15 protein-coding genes are annotated in these 18,000 nt (G+C 72.8%); 6 read left to right on the top strand and 9 right to left on the bottom strand.

The genetic code is table 11. The features are described from left to right. Positions 1-173 precede the first annotated feature (173 nt). From HNR16_RS01065 to HNR16_RS01055, 3 genes are all read right to left on the bottom strand, one after another. Positions 174-1,223 (bottom strand): asparaginase domain-containing protein, encoded by a 1,050-nt coding sequence (locus tag HNR16_RS01065; protein WP_158039170.1) that lies wholly within the window; start codon positions 1,221-1,223, stop codon positions 174-176. A 245-nt stretch (positions 1,224-1,468) separates the two neighbouring features. Further along, positions 1,469-2,980 (bottom strand): catalase, encoded by a 1,512-nt coding sequence (locus tag HNR16_RS01060; RefSeq protein WP_158039169.1) that lies wholly within the window; start codon positions 2,978-2,980, stop codon positions 1,469-1,471. Positions 2,981-3,196: 216 nt separating this feature from the next. Next, positions 3,197-3,673 carry a Fur family transcriptional regulator gene (locus HNR16_RS01055; RefSeq protein WP_158039168.1) on the bottom strand — a complete coding sequence of 159 codons (477 nt, stop codon included), beginning with the start codon at positions 3,671-3,673 and terminating at the stop codon, positions 3,197-3,199. A 195-nt stretch (positions 3,674-3,868) separates the two neighbouring features. Between HNR16_RS01055 and HNR16_RS01050 the strand changes: the two genes are divergently transcribed. Beyond that, entirely contained in the window at positions 3,869-4,777 is a 909-nt protein-coding gene (locus HNR16_RS01050; protein ID WP_179558038.1) for a spermidine synthase, read from the top strand. 129 nt (positions 4,778-4,906) lie between these two features. On the opposite strand, the gene HNR16_RS01045 is transcribed toward HNR16_RS01050, so the two are convergent. Continuing rightward, positions 4,907-5,506: a pentapeptide repeat-containing protein gene (locus HNR16_RS01045; protein WP_225737735.1), complete on the bottom strand. Its 600-nt coding sequence runs from the start codon at positions 5,504-5,506 to the stop codon at positions 4,907-4,909. A gap of 270 nt (positions 5,507-5,776) precedes the next feature. On the opposite strand from HNR16_RS01045, the gene HNR16_RS18530 reads away from it, so the two are divergent. From HNR16_RS18530 to HNR16_RS01030, 3 genes are read left to right on the top strand one after another with little or no spacing between them, the layout of a single operon-like run. Further along, positions 5,777-6,367, top strand: a complete 591-nt coding sequence (locus HNR16_RS18530) for a tetratricopeptide repeat protein (RefSeq protein ID WP_158039166.1) — start codon at positions 5,777-5,779, stop codon at positions 6,365-6,367. A gap of 9 nt (positions 6,368-6,376) precedes the next feature. Next, positions 6,377-6,850, top strand: coding sequence for a SprT-like domain-containing protein (locus HNR16_RS01035; protein WP_158039165.1), 474 nt, complete (start codon positions 6,377-6,379; stop codon positions 6,848-6,850). A 42-nt stretch (positions 6,851-6,892) separates the two neighbouring features. Beyond that, entirely contained in the window at positions 6,893-7,951 is a 1,059-nt protein-coding gene (locus HNR16_RS01030) for a threonine aldolase family protein (protein WP_179558037.1), read from the top strand. Positions 7,952-8,038: 87 nt separating this feature from the next. On the opposite strand, the gene HNR16_RS01025 is transcribed toward HNR16_RS01030, so the two are convergent. Next, a complete protein-coding gene (locus HNR16_RS01025) occupies positions 8,039-8,821 on the bottom strand; it encodes an acetoin reductase (RefSeq protein ID WP_158039164.1) in 783 nt (260 codons plus the stop codon). 242 nt (positions 8,822-9,063) lie between these two features. Here HNR16_RS01025 and HNR16_RS01020 point away from each other — a divergent pair, with 242 nt between their 5' ends. After that, on the top strand, positions 9,064-10,284 hold the full coding sequence (locus HNR16_RS01020) for a helix-turn-helix domain-containing protein (protein WP_158039163.1): 1,221 nt from the start codon (positions 9,064-9,066) through the stop codon (positions 10,282-10,284). 26 nt (positions 10,285-10,310) lie between these two features. Here the strand turns inward: HNR16_RS01020 and HNR16_RS01015 are convergent, their stop codons facing one another. Further along, the gene (locus HNR16_RS01015; protein ID WP_158039162.1) at positions 10,311-13,301 is read right to left on the bottom strand and encodes a PEP/pyruvate-binding domain-containing protein; all 2,991 of its coding nucleotides are present in this window, start codon (positions 13,299-13,301) and stop codon (positions 10,311-10,313) included. A 170-nt stretch (positions 13,302-13,471) separates the two neighbouring features. Between HNR16_RS01015 and HNR16_RS01010 the strand changes: the two genes are divergently transcribed. Then, positions 13,472-14,248, top strand: coding sequence for an alpha/beta fold hydrolase (locus HNR16_RS01010; protein ID WP_179558036.1), 777 nt, complete (start codon positions 13,472-13,474; stop codon positions 14,246-14,248). An 87-nt stretch (positions 14,249-14,335) separates the two neighbouring features. Here HNR16_RS01010 and HNR16_RS01005 read toward each other — a convergent pair whose 3' ends face one another. The 3 genes from HNR16_RS01005 to HNR16_RS00995 all read right to left on the bottom strand — a co-directional run bounded on the left by HNR16_RS01005 (position 14,336) and on the right by HNR16_RS00995 (position 17,940). Beyond that, on the bottom strand, positions 14,336-15,859 hold the full coding sequence (locus HNR16_RS01005; RefSeq protein WP_158039160.1) for an aldehyde dehydrogenase family protein: 1,524 nt from the start codon (positions 15,857-15,859) through the stop codon (positions 14,336-14,338). A gap of 127 nt (positions 15,860-15,986) precedes the next feature. Further along, entirely contained in the window at positions 15,987-16,988 is a 1,002-nt protein-coding gene (locus HNR16_RS01000; RefSeq protein ID WP_158039159.1) for a proline racemase family protein, read from the bottom strand. 10 nt (positions 16,989-16,998) lie between these two features. Continuing rightward, positions 16,999-17,940: a dihydrodipicolinate synthase family protein gene (locus tag HNR16_RS00995; RefSeq protein ID WP_158039158.1), complete on the bottom strand. Its 942-nt coding sequence runs from the start codon at positions 17,938-17,940 to the stop codon at positions 16,999-17,001. Between the last annotated feature and the right edge of the window lie 60 nt (positions 17,941-18,000).

Below are 18,000 nucleotides of genomic sequence, written 5' to 3'. Positions count from 1 at the left end.
TTCTACAGGGCCGCGGGCCGTCGCGGAAGCCCCGGGACCTCGCGCGTCGCAGGATGTCGCGGCGGGCAGCACGCGCCCGGCGCGTGGCGGACGTCCCGTCGGCGCTCGCGGCGGGGCGGTCGGGGCCGGGCTCGCGGCCGACGGAGCGGGCGGGGCCGCACCCGCGGGGAGGCTCAGGCGGGGCTGCGCTCCCCGACGAGGTTCGCGCCGAGCAGCCGCACGACGTCGGCGCGCGCGAGGCCCGCGTCGACGAGTGCGCCGAGCTTCGCGACCGCGGCCTCGGCGGTCAGATCGCCCCCGTCGACCGCGCCCGCGTCGGCGAGTGCCGCCCCGACCGCGTAACGGTCGAGGTGGACGCCCCCGTCCTCGCACTGCGTGATCGCGACGACGACCGCGCCCGCCGCGGCCACGGCGCGCACGGTGGCTGCGACGAACCCGGGCGCCGTCCCGGCGCCGTAGCACGCGAGCACGAACCCGGCGGGGTACGCGCGGGCGACGGCGTCGGCCACGGCCGGGACGAGACCGGGCGACACGTGCAGCAGCCCGATGGGTGTACTCGGCGCGTCACGGCGCTCGGCGAGTGCGCGCGTGACGTCCCGCGGGACGCCGACGGGCGAGCCACCCGGCGCCCGGTGTGCCGTGAACCCGTCGAGGTCCTCGCTCGAGCGTTTCGTCGCACGCACCCCGAGGAGGCAGCGACCGCCGAACACGATGCGGACGCCGGGTGCCGCGTCGCCCGCGGCCACGCGGACGGCGTCGGTGAAGTTCGCGTCGGCGTCGCTATCGGGCGCGCCGTGCGGGATCTGCGATCCGGTGCACGCGACGACGAGGTCGAGGTCGGCGAGGTCGAACGCGAGGCGTGCGGCGGTGTGCGCGAGCGTGTCGGTGCCGTGGACGATCACGACGCCCCGGTATGCGCCGGCCTCGACGTGTCGACGCACGAGTCGGGCGAGGGACGGCGCGGTGGACGCGTCGGCCTCGGCGCTGTCGATCGCGGGCGTCACGGACACGAGGTCCCACGCGAGCGGCTCGCCGGTCTCGCGCTCGCGGCGGTCCATGAGCCCGGCCACGATCGGGGTGATGTCGGGCACGGCCTCGAGCCCACGCCCGAGATCGCGCATGCCGAACGTGCCGCCCGCGTACACGACGAGGATCGCGTCGGCCACGCGGTCAACGTTCTGCTCGTCCGGTCCGTCGTGCCTCGGATCGATGTTCGTGCTCACGATGCTCCTCCAGGGATCGCTCACGGCCGGTGCTCGCGGGATGCACCCGCGCCGACCGGCGCGGTCCGACACGGTCGGCCCGCTCTCGATGATTCCCGAATCGACCCGGTGTCGCACGGCGAACCGCCGCCGCCCGGAACGACATCGCGTGGAACGACGACTGGCGGGACGACGACGGGCGGAACGACGACGGGCAGGACGGGAGCCGATGCTCCCGTCCTGCCCGTCGCGGAACCGCCGGGTCGTCAGCCGACCGGCGTCGCCTCCTTGAGCGGCGTGCCGCCCGGCTGCTGGTCGCCGTGGCGCTCTCGCACGGCGGCCTCGATGCGCGCACCGATCTCGGCGTCGACGTTCTTCCAGTACTGGAACGCGTTCGACAGCACGGGCTCGATGACCGGCTCGAGAGCGCCCGCGACGGTCTCGACGAAGCGCTCGCGTGCCGCGTCGTCGAACACGTCGCGTACGAGGTGTCCCGGCTGCGAGAAGTCGTCGTCGTCCGGGCGCAGCGTGTACGCGGCGCGCACGAGCTCGCCGTCCGACTCCCACGAGTTGTCGACCTCGCCGACCTCGTCCGCCCACGGCCGACCGAACGAGTTCGGCGCGTACACGGGCGCGTCACCCGAGTTGAGGTAGCTCATGTGACCGTCGAACGTGTAACTGTTCGTCTCGACGACGGGCCGGTTGACGGGCAACTGCGCGTAGTTGGTGCCGATGCGGGCGCGCTGCGCATCGGCGTACGCGAACACGCGTCCGAGCAGCATCTTGTCGGGCGAGATGCCCGTGCCGGGCACCGTGTTCGACGGTGCGAACGCGGCCTGCTCGATCTCCGCGAAGAAGTTCTTCGGGTTGCGGTCGAGCGTCATCGTGCCGACGGGGATGAGCGGGTAGTCCGCGTGCGACCAGACCTTCGTGAGGTCGAACGGGTTGATGCGGTACGTCTTCGCGTCCTCGTACGGCATGACCTGCACCTTGAGCTCCCACTGCGGGAACTCGCCGCGACCGATCGCCTCGAACAGGTCGCGACGGTGGAAGTCGGCGTCCGTGCCCGCGAGCTCGTCGGCCTCCTCGTTCGTGAGCGTGTGCACGCCCTGCTTCGAGATGAAGTGGTACTTCACCCAGAAGCGCTCGCCCTCGGCGTTGATCCACGCGTAGGTGTGCGACGAGTAGCCGTTCATCTCGCGCCACGAACGGGGCAGGCCGCGGTCACCCATGAGGTAGGTCACCTGGTGGGCCGACTCGGGGTTCTGCGTCCAGAAGTCCCACTGCATCGTGTTGTCGCGGAGGCCCGAGTCGGGCAGGCGCTTCTGCGAACGGATGAAGTGCGGGAACTTCATGGGGTCGCGCACGAAGAACACGGGCGTGTTGTTGCCGACGATGTCGAGGTTGCCCTCGGGCGTGTAGAACTTGAGCGAGAAGCCGCGCACGTCGCGCCACGTATCGGGCGAGCCCTGCTCGCCGGCGACGGTCGAGAAGCGCGCGAGCATGTCGACCTTCTGGCCCTGCTGGAAGATCGCGGCCTTCGTGTACTTCGAGACGTCCTCGGTCGTCTCGAACGTGCCGAACGCGCCCGCGCCCTTGGCGTGCGGGTTGCGCTCCGGCACCCGCTCGCGGTTGAAGTGCGCGAGCGTCTCGACGAGCCGCACGTCGTGCAGCAGCAGCGGTCCGTTCGGCCCGATGCTGAGCGAGTTGCGGTCGGAGTCCGTCGGGGCGCCGAAGTCGCCCGTCGAGTGGATGTTGGGATCGATCGTGTCGGTCACGAGTTCTCCTTCTCTCGTTTCGGTCACTGCTGGTGGAGCGGTCACTCCGGCACCGACGGTCCGTGCGCCCCTGCGGGGAACGCGGTCGCCGATGCGGTCGGTCGGATCGGAGGTCGCCGAAACGGCCGCCCGGTCGGTCCGGGGGTGGAGCGGTGGTGCGTGTGGAGCGGTGGTGCACCGGGTCGACCTGGCGGCGATCCGGCGATCCGGCCGTGGTCAGGCGGCCGGAGGTGTTGGGGGTTCGGGTTCGGGGCGCGCGAGGCACTCAGCACACACGCCCGAGAACGTGATCTCGGCACGGTGCACCACGAAGCCGCGGGCATCGGCGGGTTCGAGGCAGGGCGCCTCGCCGACGACGCAATCGACGTCCTCGATACGACCGCACACCTCGCACACGATGTGGTGGTGGTTGTCGCCCACGCGCGTCTCGTAGCGCGCCGACTGGCGGGGCGCGTCGACGCGGCGGGCGAGCCCGGCGCGCGTGAGGTCGGCGAGGATGAGGTAGACGGCCTGGAGCGTGAGTCCGGCGAGCCCCGCCGATTGCGCGGCGGCGTGCACGGCCTCGGCCGAGGCGTGCGGCGTCCCGTCGAGCGCGCCGAGCACGGCGAGCCGCTGCTTCGTGACGCGGAGACCGTGGGCGCGCAGGAGCGGTGCCCAGTCGTGCCCCGTGGGGGCGGTCTCGGTCGTCGGCATGCCCCGATGATCGCACATTTGAATGGTTCAAAAGAAGAAAGGGAACCCTAAGTCGCTCACCGAATCACGCCGCGATCTGGATTTCTCCGAACCCTCCCGGAGGCCGTCGGGCGTGTCTCCCGGTTCCGACGCCGCATCCGTGGGCGCGCGTCCGGGCGGTTCGGTCGCGTGCCCGCACCGTGCTTGACTGGTCGCATGAGCGACGGTTCACGAGGACGCGGGGGCTCGCGGCGGCGACGGGCCGACGACGAGATCACGAGCACGATCACCCTGCCCTCCGGCGCGACGGCGGCGTTCGTCCGCGACGACGACGAGTTCGTGCTCGTCGTCGACGGCACGCCGCAATCGGCCGTCAACCCCGACGACCCGACGCAACTCTCCTTCGGCTACATCCGGCACATGGGGCACGTCATTGACCTCGCCTACCCCGAGCACGAGGCCCTCACCGTGCTGCACCTCGGGGGTGGCGCGCTCACGCTGCCGCGCTACATCGACGCGACGCGGCCGCGCTCCCGGCAGCAGGTCGTCGAGCTCGAACCCGAGCTCATGGCGTTCGTGCGGCGGACGCTGCCGCTCGACCCGTCGGCCGCGATCCGCATCCGCTACGGCGATGCGCGCGAACAGCTCGGCCGCCTCCCCGCCGGCATCCGCGGCCGGGTCGACATCGCGATCGTCGACGTCTTCGCGGGTGCGCGGACGCCCGCGCACGTGACGAGCGTCGAGTTCTTCACCGAGGTGCGCGAGCTGCTCGTGCCGGACGGGCTCGTGCTCGTGAACATCGCGGACGGGCACGAGCTCGTGTTCGCGCGCGGCGAGGTCGCGACGCTCGTGGAGGTGTTCGGCGAGGTGACGCTCATCGCGGACCCCGCGACGCTCAAGGGGCGACGCTTCGGGAACATCACGGCGGTCGCGGGTGCGCACGGCGTCGAGCTGCCCGGCATCGAGCGGCGCGTCGCCTCGGGCTTCCCGCCCGCGACCGTGCTCCCGACGCGCGCGACCCGCGAGTGGTTGCGCGGCACACCGCCGGTGCACGATGCGGACGCGACGCCCTCCCCGCTGCCCGGCCGCCAGACGTTCACGCAACGCCGCTCCGGCGGCTGGTGACCGGCCCCGGATCCGCACGAAAAAAGCCGGGTTGTTGCTACCGGGCCCGGGGCCCGGTAGCAACAACCCGGCTTTTTGTGGCGGATCCGGGCTCGGGGGCTCGCAGGCTCAGAGCCGGGCGGGGCTGGGTCAGTCGCGGACGTCGATGCCCGCTCGGCGAGCGAACGTCGTCGCGAGGCGTTCGACCTGGAGTGTCGTGAGGGTCGTGCCGCGCAGCCCGTCGAGCGACGAGACGTCGCCCACCTCGAGACCGCGCAGATCGACGTCGCGCGCCCGCAGGCCGTTCGTATCGAGCTCGTCGCTGCGACTGTCGGTGAACGCGACGCGCTCGAGCGTCGCGTTCGGCAGGTCGAGCGCCCGGATCGCGCACCCCGCGACCACGAGATCGGCGACCCGCGCGCCACCGAGCGCCAGGTAGTCGACGCGCACGTCGACGAGTTCGACCTCGTCGAGATCCGCGCCCTGCAGATCGAGCGTGCCGAGCCGCCCGCCCGCGATGCGCACCCGACGCCATCGCGAGCCGGGCGCGACGACCTCGATCGCACGCAACTCGCGCACCTCGACGTCGACGAGCGTCGCGCCCGTCAGGTCGAGACGCGACACGGACGCATCCGCCACGAGACACGCCTCGAGCTCGGCGCCGGCCGCAGCGACGTCCCCGTCGAGCCCCTCGACGCGCACCGCCTCGACGCTCATGCCGGGCTCGAGCCCCTCGTGGGGATCGAACACGCGCGGCAGATCGGGCCCCGGCCGGCTCGGCGCGGCGGGTCCGTCCGCCGCGCGCCCCCGTGATCCCCGTCGACGACCGTCCGCCATGCCGCTCCCCCGTCCCGGGCGCCGCACGACGCCGCCCGCTCAGCCGCTCGGCGCCCCGACCGCCCGCGGCACCTGCCCCCAGCATGCCGGACGCCACGGACGAGCCGCCGCGAGTCCACGCCGCTTTCGGATCCCAGGGCATTTCGTCGGCTCCGCCCGAACCCGCCCGGTTACCCTCGTGGGGTGTCAGACGCGCCCATCATCCTCGGCTACGACCCGAAGACCCTCCGCGAGCGCATCGATGTGACCGCCGCGGAGGCACGTCTCGCGGAGATCAAGCCATTCCGCTCGCTCACCGCCCTCAACGAGCAGGTCGCGCTGCTGCGCATGCTCGGTCGCCTCGACGAGGCGTTCGACATCGCGCAGGCCGCCTACCGGCAGTCGCGCTTCACGGGCGCGCGCGAGGACGCGATCGCGGCGCGCATCCGGCGCGCGCAGGTGCAGCAGTTCCAGGGCAAGTACGACGTCGCCCTGACCGAACTCAACGGCTGCGTGGACGAGGCCGTGACCCACGACTGGCACGAGCTCGCGGGCTTCGCGCTGCAGCACCGCGGCAAGGTGCACTTCGAGCTCGGCGAGATCACCGAGGCGCTCGCCGACTTCGAGACGGCACTCGAGGAGCGCCAGCACGACGGCGTGCCGCCGAACCAGCTCGAGTCGACGAAGTACGCGATCCGTGTCGCCCGCGAGCGACTCGGCGCCGAAGCGCCCGCGGAGACGCCCGAGGAGGCGTCGTCGGGAGCTGGGCGCGGGGTCTCGCCGCTCGACGCGTAGGCTCGGAACATGTCCGATTTGGATTGGGTGCGCGGGGTCGCGCACGAGCTCATCCGAGTCCACCTCGACGCGTCGTGGAGTTTCGACTTCGATCATGCGAAGAAGCGCGCGGGGCTGTGCAACTACACCGAGCGTCGCATCACCGTGTCGCGGTATCTCGCCCAGCGGCACTCCGACCACGAGGTGCACCAGACCCTCCTCCACGAGGTCGCGCACGCGATGGCGGGTCATGCCGAGGGGCACGGCCCCGAGTGGCGGCGCATCGCGCGTGAGATCGGCTACGTGGGTGGTGCGACGCATCACGGCGAGGTCGCGGCGGAGTTCGCGCGCTGGGTCGGGTCGTGCCCGAACGGCCACGAGTTCCTCCGCTTCCGCCGGCCCTCGTCGCGCACCGCGTCGTGCGCCCGCTGTTCGCGGCGCTTCGATCGGCGCTACCTCATCACGTGGCGCGAGCGCACCGAGGCGGAGCGCCTCGCGAGCTGACCCGGGGCGGCTGCCGTCACCGGGTCGTGGCACGATGAACGGATGATCCCGCAGCTCCACGACCCCACTCGGCTCTCGTTCGAGAGCGACAACGGCGCCGGTGCGCACCCCGATGTGCTCGCGGCCGTCGTGACGGCGAACGGCGGTCACGTCGGCCCGTACGGCACCGATCCGTACACGGAGCGCCTGCGGGAGGTCGTGCGGGCGGAGTTCGGTGAGCGGGCCCGCGTGTTCCCCGTGTTCAACGGCACGGGCGCGAACGTCGTCTCGCTGCAGGCGATGTCGCCGCGCTGGGGCGGGGTCGTGTGCACGAGCGACGCGCACATCGCGACGGACGAGAACGCCGCACCGGAGCGCATCGCGGGCCTCAAGCTCATCGACGTCCCGACGGCGGACGGCAAGCTGCGGCCCGACGACGTCCTCGCGGTGCTCCGCGGCCGCCACGACGTGCACACGGCGCTGCCCGCCGTCGTGAGCCTCACGGAATCGACCGAGCTCGGCACCGCATACTCCCCCGACGAGCTCGCCGCCCTCACCGGCATCGCGCACGAGCACGGGCTGCGCGTGCACGTCGACGGCTCACGGCTCGCGAACGCGGCCGCGTTCTTCGACGTGCCGCTCGCGGCACTCACGCGCGACGTCGGCGTCGACGTCCTGAGCCTCGGTGGCACGAAGAACGGTGCGCTCGGCGCGGAGGCGATCGTCGTGCTCGATCCGGATGCGGCACCCGGGATCGAGTACCTGCAGAAGATCGACCTGCAGCTCGCCTCGAAGGCCCGCTACCTCTCGGCCCAGTTGCTCGCGCTCCTCGACGACGACCTCTGGCTGCGCTGCGCGGGTGACGCGAACGCGATGGCGCAGCGGCTCGCTGCGGGCCTCGCGACGATCCCCGGCGTGGCGCTCCCGCTCGCGGTGCAGGCGAACGGCGTCTTCCCCGTGCTGCCCGACGCCGTCCGGCTCGCGCTGCACGAGCGCTTCGCGTTCCACGACTGGCCGGGGGCCGAGGGCATGGCCCGGTTCCTGTGCGCGTGGGACACGACGCCCGCGTTCGTCGACGAACTCGTGGCGGCCGCCCGCGACGCGGCATCGCAGCCCGCCTGAGCCTTCGACACGACGACGGCGGGCCACCCGCTCAGCTTCGGGTGGGCCGCCGTCGTGTGCGTGCCCGGGTCGTGCCGGGCGCGACGATCAGTTGTAAAGCATGCCGCCGTCGACGAGCAGCACCTGGCCCGTGACGTAGTCGGCGTTCTCGCTCGCGAAGAACGACACGACACCCGCGACGTCGTCCGGCGTCTCGATGCGACCGAGCGCGATCGAGTCCACGTTCTCCTTGAGGTTCTGACCGACGGGCTTGCCGTTGATCTTCGAGAGCTCCTTGTCGATGAGGTCCCACATGCCCGTACCGACGATGCCGGGGGCGTAGGCGTTGACCGTGATGCCCTTGGGCGCGAGCTCCTGCGCCGCGACCTGCGTGAAGCCGCGCACCGCGAACTTCGAGGCCGAGTAGGCGCCGAGGATGGGGAAGCCCTTGATGGACGCGATCGACGCGGCCGAGATGATGCGGCCCTTGACGCCACGCTCGATGAACGACTTCGCGGCGGCCTGCGTGCCGAAGACGACCGAGTTGACGTTGATCTTGAAGATCTTGTCGAGGTCCTCCTCGGTGATGTCGAGGAACGGCTTGATCTGCGCGATGCCGGCGTTGTTGACGATGACGTCGAAGCCACCGAGCGTGTCGACGGTCGCCGCGACGGCTGCCTCGATCTGGGTCTTGTCGCTCACGTCGACGGGCGTGAAGAACGCCTTGCGGCCGAGCGCCTCGATCTCCTTCACGACGCCCGCGGCCTTCTCCTCCTGGAAGGGGAGGTCGGCGACGGCGATGTCGAATCCGTCCGACGCCAGCTTGAGGGCGATGCCCCGGCCGATACCCTGACCCGATCCGGTGACGAGTGCGACGCGTGTGTCCGACATTCCTGCTCCTTGCTTCGTTGCTGTCGTGTTCACGGCGCCCTCGTGGAGCGCCGGACGTTGCCGACGGTAGTCCGATCCGGGGCCCGTGGCGGCGACGTGACCCGACGGCCCGGACGCGGCCCGGAACGGCGGGGCGCGCGGCGCGAGCAACCCTCCGCAACGTCTTGCACGCGGGACTCGCGGGCGGGGCCGCGCAGTGCTTGACTGGTGTCGGCGAACCGAACGCACTCCGGAGGTTGCACGTGAGCGATGACGTCGAGCCCGCGCTCGTCGTGGGCGACGGGCGTTCGGCGTACGAGTCGCTCCTCGAGCGGATCCACGAGGCGACGTTCGCGGGTCGGCAGGCGCCCGCGCATCCGCGACCGATCATCGCCGAGTCGTGGCAGCGCCTTCGCACGCGCGGCCTGCGGCCCGACCGCCGCGGCCCCGTCGCACAATCGCGCGTGCGGAAGTCCGACCCGTCCGAGCTCGTCGAGCTGCTGCCCCGCCTCATGCCGCACGTCGAGCCGCTCGTCGAGGGCTTCGACGCGCTCGTCGTCGTGAGCGACGCGGAGGGTCGCGTGCTCGCGCGGGAGTCGGCGGGTCGCCTGCGCACGCTCGCGGACGGTATCGGCTTCCGCTCCGGTGCGCTGTGGAACGAGACGCACATGGGGACGAACGCGATCGGCACGGCGCTCGCGACGCGTCGCCCCGTGCAGGTGCACGGTGCCGAGCACTTCCTCGTCGAACAGCACGGGTGGAGCTGTGCGGCCGCGCCTGTCCGGGATCCGCGCACGGGCGCGGTGCTCGGGGCGATCGACCTGTCGGCCGAACTCGACCACGGCCACCCGGCGCTCCTGTCGCTCGTGTCCTCCCTCGCGCGTACGGCCGGGCTCGAACTCGGCCTCGCGCACCGGACCCACCTGGGTGCGCTGCGGGCGGCCGCCTTCGCGGCGACCCGCGGTGTCGCGGGTCCCTGGGCCGTCGTCGACGAGGCCGGTTGGGTCGCCGAGGCGAACGAGGTCGACGTCCGCGCACGCATCACCCTGCCCGACGGTCTCACGCCCGGGCCGACGTGGCTTCCCCCGCTCGGCGACGTCGAGGTCGAGCGGCTCGGCGACGGCTGGCTCGCGGTCGCGGTGTCCGGTACGGCGGGGCTCGGGACGCCCGGCCTCGCGAGCGTGGCCCTGCGCCCGGGACCGCAGGGCACGACGATCGTGCTCGATTCGGCGGGGCACCGGCGTCGCGCGTTCGTGACGCCGCGGCAGGGCGAGATCCTCGTGCTGCTCGCGCAGCACCCGGCGGGCCTCACGGCGCCGGAGTTGAGCGCGATCATGTACGGCACACCGGAGCACGACGTCACGGTGCGGGCCGAGATCAGCCGCCTGCGGCGTCACCTCGGTGAGCTCATCGTCGCGGCGCCGTACCGGTTCGCGCCGGGTGTCGACGTGCGCACGAGCGACGAGGACCTGCTCGGCCGATGACCGTGCGCGGTTCGGCCGCGCTTCCGTCAGCGCGGCCGCGACGCGGAACGCACGGCGGCGACGATCCCGATGAGGGCCCCCGCCGCGAGCACGCCACCGGCGACCACGAGCACCGCACGTCGACGTCGCGTGGTCGGATCGACGGACGTCGCCGCCGCGTCACCGACACGTTCCTCGGACGATGCCGGAACGGACTCCTCGTCCGACGCCCACGACACCGACCCGCTCCGCCCGTCGACGGTGATGCGGTCCCCCGTCCGGATCCGTGAGGTGGCCGTTCCCGTCCCGAGGACGGCGGGGACACCGTACTCGCGAGCGACGATCGAGGAGTGGCTGAGCGGCCCGCCGACATCGGTCACGACGCCCGCCGCGCGCGCGAACAGCGGCGTCCAGGCGGGTGTCGTGATGGCGGCGACGAGCACCTCTCCGGGCAGGAGCGCGGCGAAGTCGGCGGGACCGTGCACGACCCGGGCGGTCGCGGTCACGATACCACCGCTCGACGCCGTGCCGCGCAGTGTCGCGCCGTCATCGGTACCGACCGTGGGCATCACGCGATCGAACACGTGCCAGATCGAGTGGTCGGGCAGGATCCCCGGCGGCGTCGCGAGCGCCTGGCCGCGCCAGACGGTCCGACGCTCCGCGACGAGTGCGTGCCGTTCGGGTGGGGTGCGGCCCGCATCGAGATCGGCCGCCGCCCGCGCGAGTTCGTCGCGGCGGAGCCAGTACACGTCGTCGGGCTCCACGATCGCTCCCGCCTCGGTGAGTCGCTGCCCGAGGGTCCGCAGCGCGCGGCGGGCGGCGAGCCAGGCGAGTCCGACGTCGGCCAGTGCGTCCTCACGCACCGGGCCGAGTCGTCGCGCGCGTTCGAGGTACCGATCGAAGGGTCGCCGCAGCATCGGCCGCAACCGCCGTCGGACGGTCTCGGCGGCCTCGTCGGCGACGGATCGCAGGTGTTCGCGACGCTCGCGTGGGTCCTGTCCCCCACCGCGCACGGAGTACCGGAGCGAGTCGAGGACGGGCGCGGGATCGTCCGCCGCGACCGGGTTCATGAGGTCGAGGTCGAACACCGCGTGCCCGTAGCGCGCGAGGTGGGCCCGGAAGCGTTCCGTGAAGGCCGCCCAGTCCTCGGCGCTCACCCCCTCGGGTCGGGCGCCGTCAGGCGGGAGCGCGTCGCCCGCCGCGACGACCCGGCGGAGGTCGTCGTGGCCGCGCACCCAGCGGGCGAGTTCGAAGAGGTCGCGCTCCGCCCGGATCGGTGCCGAGTCCCCGCCGAGCAGGAAGACGTCGGGCGCGGGGTCACCGGGCCTCCCGACCGCCCGCACGAACCACGTGAACAGGTTCTCGGCCATGGCGACCGAGGGCAGCACCTCCTGCACCGAGGCGTAGTACTCGCAGCAGGCGAGCACGAGCTCGTCGACGAGCGCCACGAGCGCGCGGGCGTCCTGCGTCGCGGGATCGGTCTCGTTCGCGCGCGCGGCGACGGCCGCATAGGCGGGGTGCGCGACCGTCCGCCAGCGCTCGACACCCGGCGGGTCGGGCGTCGTCCGCGCGGATCGTGTGGTTCGCAGCACGGCGGGGAGCAGCGCCATCATGCGCCACAGCTGGGCGGCCGTGTAGGCGTAGTAGGCGTAGCCGTTCACGGTGGGGAACGTCATCCCGTCGGGTTCGATGACGTCGAGGCGTCCCGTGGAATCGGCGATCATGCGTCGCAGGCCCTCGGGGACGGCCGTCGCGACGAGGTCGGCGAAGAGCGGGCTCAGGGGCGTGGGCATCTGCTCGACGATCGATGCGCGAACGTACATCGTGCCACGCTCGTGCACGGGCCACGTCGTCGGGACGGGGCCGGGTGCGGGTGGGAGCGCGGTGATGGGGCGTGCCTGCACGAGCACGATGCGGCCCGAGCCGTCGAGTGCCCATTCGATGTCCTGGGGTCGGCCGCGGTCGCGGGCGACGCGCTCGGCCAGGGCCACCAGTTCGAGTGCCCGGGCATCGCTCAGCACCGGAGCCCGTCGCCGGTCGTCCGGCACCGGTTCGAGCGCCGTGCCGTCGCCGGTGCGAACCGTCCGGACGACCTTGTCGCCCGTCCGGCGGTCGAGGACGCGGCCGTCACCGACCACGAGGTCGTCGGTCTGCACCTGTGCCGAGACGACGGCCTCCCCGAGCCCCCACGCCGCCGAGACGACACTGCGGTCGCGTCGTCCCGTCGACGGATCGGCGGTGAACACGACGCCGGCGGCCACCGCGGGCACGAGGCGTTGGACGACCACGGCGAGCGACACGTCGTTCGGGTCGATGCCGTGTCGGCGCCGGTAGTCGATCGCCCGGTCGGTCCACAGGGACGCCCAGCAGCGCCGGACCGCGTTCGGCACGTCGGCCGCGTCCACGCCCAGGAACGTGTCCTGCTGCCCGGCGAAGCTCGCGTCGGCGAGGTCCTCGGCCGTGGCCGAGGAGCGGACGGCGAAGGGGCCGCCGAGCCGCTCCACCGCGACCGAGAGCTCGGCGGTCAGCGCGGGTGGGACGGCGGCGTCGAGGACGAGGTGTCGGATGCGATCCGCTGTCGCGGACGCGGGGCTCGTCGCCCCGACCGTCGGTCCGGTCGTTCGTCGCGTGCGATCTGCGGGCGGGCCGCCCCCGTGTGCATCGCAGTCGGGCCGGTTCGCCTCGGGCCGCGCCGGTTCGGGCGTTTCCGGCTCGGGCCGCTTCGCCTCGGGCCGCGCCGGGCCGGGCGTCTGCGCCTCGGTCCGCTCGAGTTCGGACAGGAGGGCCTCGAGCCGAGACCGAACGGGCTCGATCGCCGCTCGGTAGGCCGCGGTCGTCACGACGACCCCCTCCGCGACCGGTGCCCCCGCGGCGGCGAGTTCGCCAAGGCCGACGGCCTTGCCACCGACCTCGGCGAGGTCCCAGGTCCGACAGGTGCGCAGATCTCGAACGAACCCTGGTCTCGGGGGCACCGAGCCAGCCACGTCCGTGGGTCCGCTCGCCGTCGCCCGCCCGGGTGTCGCCGACTCCTCGTGCATCGTTCCTCCTCACCGACGGACCGCGTGGCTCCGCGCGCGGCTCGCCCGATGCCGCACCACGATAGACCCGCTTCCGGTCGTCCGCACGAGTGGGAGCCGACCGATCGATGAGTGTTCCGGCGGGTCGGCGATATCCTCGACGCCGACCCACACCACGAACGGAGGGACCCGTGCCCGACGCCGATGTCCGCGACCCGAGCGCATCGCCCGCGCGCGGCACGATCCTCATCGCCCACGGCTCGATGGACACTGGGCGCAGCTTCCGTCGTCTGCGCGACGCGCTGCCGAACTGGCGGACGGTCGCCTACGACCGGCGCGGTTACGGCCGCTCGTTCGACCCCGCGGAGGCGCCCGCCTCGATCGGCGAGCACGTGGCCGATCTGCGGTCGCTCCTCGACGGACCCACCGTCCTCCTCGGCCACAGCATGGGCGGTGTGCTCGCGCTCATGGCGACGGCGCTCGACCCCGAGCTCGTGCGTGCCGTCGTCGTCTACGAGGCACCGCTGCCGTGGCTCGAGGAGTGGCCCGATGCGCCCCTCGCGCGCAGCGACGACCCCGCGCTCGTGCGCGCGGCGGGCGAACGCTTCGTCCGCCACGCGATGGGTGAGGGCGCCTGGGAACGGCTGAGCGCATCGCAGCGCGAGCGCTTCCACGACTGGAGCGCGGCACTCGAACGCGAACTCGGCGAGCTGACGTTCCGGCCGGACGACCCCGCGCTGCGGTGGCCGTTCGATCCCGCAGATGTGACCGTCCCCGTCCTCGTGCTGCACGGCTCGGAGACCGCGGGGCGCCACCGGCTCGGCGCGCCGCGGTGGCTCGAGGTGCTGCCCGACGCGACCGGCACCGTCATCGAGGGCGCTGCCCACACGGGCCACGTGACGCACCCCGCGGCGATCGCGCAGGCGATCGAGTCGTTCGCGAGCGAGCGCCTCGGGAATCCTGGCTGACGCCGGGACGACCGCTCGACGACGCGACGGGCGGGGCGGCATCCGCCGCCCAGCCCGTCACCCGAACACCCACCGAGGCGGCTTCGATCAGTCGCGCCCCCAGCCCGCCGACTCGCCCGCGGGCGCGACGTGCTGCGGCACGCCCCACGGGTTCGCGTCCTGGAGCGGTGCGGGCAGCGCCCACTGCGGGGCGTTCTGGTAGGCGACACCGCGCAGGAAGCGCGCGATCGACGACGTGCCGACCGAGGTCGACGAGTCGTTCGAGGTCGCCGGGTAGGGGCCACCGTGCTGCATCGCGGGCGTCACGGCCACGCCCGTCGGCCAGCCACCGAACAGCACGCGCCCCGTCTTGCGCGCGAGGGCGGTGACGAGCGCCGCGAGCTCGGGCGTCTCCTCACCGTCCGCGGCCTGGATCGTGCCCGTCAGGTTGCCCACGTAGAGCGCCTCGAGTCGGGCCGCGAGGTCCGTCCCCGGCTCGTACTCGACGACGATCGAGAGCGGCCCGAACACCTCGTCGAGCAGTCGCTCCCCCGCGCGTTCGAGTGCCTCGGGCGTCGTGCGCACGATCGTCGGGGTCGCCCATGTCTGCTCGTCGTCGTCGACGCGGACCTCGCCCTCGAACACGATCCGCACGCCCTCGTCGCCGATCACGTCGAGGCGACGCTGCCGGTACGAGCGTCCGATCGACGGGTTGAGCAGCCGGTGCTCGTCGACGCCCGCGGCCGCGGCCGCGACGCGACCGAGCAGCTCCTCGGCGGGCGCGCCCGCGGGCACCCAGAGGAAGCCGGGCTTCGTGCAGAGCTGCCCCGCCGAGCCCGAGACGGAGGTCACGAAGCCCTCCGCCAGCGCCTCCGCGCGCTCCTCGATCGCCGCGGCGGTCACGAACACGGGGTTGACGCTGCCGAGCTCGCCGAAGAAGTTGATCGGCCGCGGGCGGGCGGCGGCTCGATCGGCGAGCAGGCGGCCGACGTGGATCGAGCCGGTGAACGTGCCGACGTCGACGCGGTCGTCGTCGAGCACCGTCGTCCCGGCCTCCTGCCCGAGCACGAGCTCGAACACGCCGTCGGGCGCACCGACCTCGGCGAGCGCCTCGCGCACGACGCGCGTCGTCGCGACCGAGAGCCGCGGGTGTCCGGAGTGGCCCTTGAGGATCACGGGGCACCCGGCCGCGAGTGCCGCGGCCGAGTCGCCGCCCGCGACGGAGAACGCGAACGGGAAGTTCGAGGCGGCGAAGTTCACGGCGACACCGACCGGCTCGAGCACGCGACGCACGTCGGGCCGCGGCCCGAGCACGAAGTCGGGGTCGGCCGCGTCGAGCCGCGCGTCGAGGTAGGCGCCGTCGCGAACGACCTCGGCGAACAACCGCAATTGCACGCTCGTGCGCTTGAGCTCGCCCGTGAGGCGCGCCTCGGAGAGCCCCGTCTCGAGCTGGGCGATCGGGACGAGTTCACCGGCGTGCTCGTCGAGTCGGTCGGCGATGCGGATGAGCGCCTCGGCGCGTTCGGTGGGCGAGGTCGCGCCCCATGCCGGGGCGGCGGCCGCTGCGGCCGCGAGGATGCGCTCGACCTCCTCGGGGCTCGTGCGCTCGGGGGCCGGTGCGGTGTCGGTCACGTGATGTGTCTCCTTCGGTGGTCTTGGCGGGCCGGTGTCCGGGCCCGGTTCGGTGTGCGGGGCCGGTGGCGGTCGGGACGCGCGATGCGCCTCCCGACCAGCCTGCCAGGCCGCGCCGTGGCCCGGCCTAGAACTCGAACCCCGCCGGGAACGGATCGCTCGGGTCGAGCAGGTACGTCGCGTCCGCGGTGATCCAGGCACGCCCCGTGATGGTGGGGAGCACCGCCGCGATGTCGCCGACAGTGGTCTCGGCGACGAGCCGACCCGTGAACGAGGTGCCGATGAACGACTCGTTCACGAAGTCGGTGTCGAGCGGCAGCTTGCCGCGCGCGTGCAGTTCGGCCATGCGCGCCGAGGTGCCCGTCCCGCACGGCGAGCGGTCGAACCAGCCCGGGTGGATCGCCATCGCGTGCCTCGAGTGGCGTGCCGTCGAGCCCGGTGCGATGAACTCGACGTGGTGCACGTGGTCGACGCCGTCGATGACGGGGTGGTGCGGCGGGTCCTGCTCGTTGATCGCGGCCATGATCGCGAGCCCCGCGGCGAGGATGTCGTCCTTGCGGGCCCGGTCGAACGGCAACCCCACGTCGTCGAGCTCGACCATCGCGTAGTAGTTGCCGCCGAACGCGAGCGCGTAGGGCACGGTGCCGAGGCCGGGCACCTCGACGACCGCGTCGAGTCGCTCGCAGAACGAGGGCACGTTCTCGATCGTCACGCTCGTCGCACGGCCGCCCTCGACCGCGACGCGCGCGACGACGAGCCCCGCGGGCGTGTCGAGCCGGATCACGGTCTCGGGCTCGTGCACCTCGACCATGCCCGTCTCGACGAGCACCGTCGCCGTGCCGATCGTGCCGTGGCCGCACATCGGCAGGAATCCGGACACCTCGATGTAGAGCACGCCCCAATCGGCGTCGGGACGCGTCGGCGGTTGCAGGATCGTGCCCGACATCGCGGCGTGGCCGCGCGGTTCGGTCACGAGGAAGCGCCGCAGCTCGTCGAGGTGCTCGATCGCGTACAGGCGTCGCTCGTTCATCGTCGCGCCGGGGACGACGCCGACGCCGCCGGTCACGACGCGCGTCGGCATCCCCTCGGTGTGCGAGTCGAACGCGTGGATCGCCCTGCTGGACTGCATGGTGGGAGCGTCAGACGCTGCGGACGGACAGCTCGGCGACCGCGTCGAGCGCGCGCTGCGTCTCCTCGCGGATCTGCGCAGCCATGGGCTCCGACAGCGCGGCGCGCGGCGGACGGCACGGGCCGCCGTAGCGTCCCGCCATGTCCATACCGAGCTTGATGGCCTGCACGAACTCGGGGCGCGAATCCCAGCGGAACGCACCGATGAGGCGACGGTAGATGTCGCGCGCCTCGTCGTAGCGACCCTCGACCATCGCGTCGTAGATCGCGACGGCCTCGCGCGGGAACACGTTCGGGTAGCCCGCGAACCAGCCGGTCGCGCCGTCCACCATGAGCTCGAACAGGACGTCGTCGGCGCCCGCGATGACGTCGATCGTCGTCCCGGCCGCGGCGCACTGCTCCTCGATCTCGAACGCACGGCGCACGTCGCCGGAGAACTCCTTGACCGCGACGACCTTGGGGATCCGGGCGATCCGCGCGACGAGGTCCGGCGTCAGATCGACCTTCGTGTCGAAGGGGTTGTTGTAGATCATGATCGGGAGGCCGATCTCGGCGACCTTCTCGTAGTGCGTCACGATGTCGTCCGGTGCCGAGCGGTACATCGTCGGGGGAAGGCAGAGCACGCCGTCGGCGCCGTCCTCCTTCGCGAGCCGCGCCCAGTGCTGGGCCTGGTGCCACCCGGGCGCGTGGACGCCCGCGATGACGATGCCGCGGTCGCCGACCGCCTCGACCGCGACCTGCACGACGCGGCGGCGCTCCTCGTCCGTGAGCGACGAGTACTCGCCGAGCGAGCCGTTGGGGCCGACGCCACGGCAGCCGTTGTCGATGAGCCAGCGGCAGTGCTCGGCGTAGCGCTCGTAGTCGACCGCGAGGCCCGCGGGGGCGCCGGAGTCCTCACGGTAGGGCAGGGCGGTGGCGACGACGACGCCGCCGAGGTCGAGGTGCTCGGTCATGGTGGTCCTTCCGGTGGGTGCGCATGGCGCGGTGGGTTGTGTCGTGGGTGGTCGGGGCCG

Origin of the sequence: Pseudoclavibacter chungangensis (genome assembly GCF_013410545.1) — a bacterium.
In the GTDB taxonomy this organism is placed as follows: Bacteria; Actinomycetota; Actinomycetes; order Actinomycetales; family Microbacteriaceae; genus Pseudoclavibacter; species Pseudoclavibacter chungangensis.
Note: the sequence above shows the minus strand (reverse complement) of the source record. Positions and strands in the feature narration are given on the sequence as shown.

Bases quoted from the DNA above. Each gene is read 5' to 3' on its own strand.
- HNR16_RS01055 (WP_158039168.1), bottom strand. From the start codon at position 3,673: ATGCCGACGACCGAGACCGCCCCCACGGGGCACGACTGGGCACCGCTC.
- HNR16_RS01050 (WP_179558038.1), top strand. From the start codon at position 3,869: ATGAGCGACGGTTCACGAGGACGCGGGGGCTCGCGGCGGCGACGGGCC.
- HNR16_RS01035 (WP_158039165.1), top strand. From the start codon at position 6,377: ATGTCCGATTTGGATTGGGTGCGCGGGGTCGCGCACGAGCTCATCCGA.
- HNR16_RS01030 (WP_179558037.1), top strand. From the start codon at position 6,893: ATGATCCCGCAGCTCCACGACCCCACTCGGCTCTCGTTCGAGAGCGAC.
- HNR16_RS01025 (WP_158039164.1), bottom strand. From the start codon at position 8,821: ATGTCGGACACACGCGTCGCACTCGTCACCGGATCGGGTCAGGGTATC.
- HNR16_RS01015 (WP_158039162.1), bottom strand. From the start codon at position 13,301: ATGCACGAGGAGTCGGCGACACCCGGGCGGGCGACGGCGAGCGGACCC.
- HNR16_RS01000 (WP_158039159.1), bottom strand. From the start codon at position 16,988: ATGCAGTCCAGCAGGGCGATCCACGCGTTCGACTCGCACACCGAGGGG.
- HNR16_RS00995 (WP_158039158.1), bottom strand. From the start codon at position 17,940: ATGACCGAGCACCTCGACCTCGGCGGCGTCGTCGTCGCCACCGCCCTG.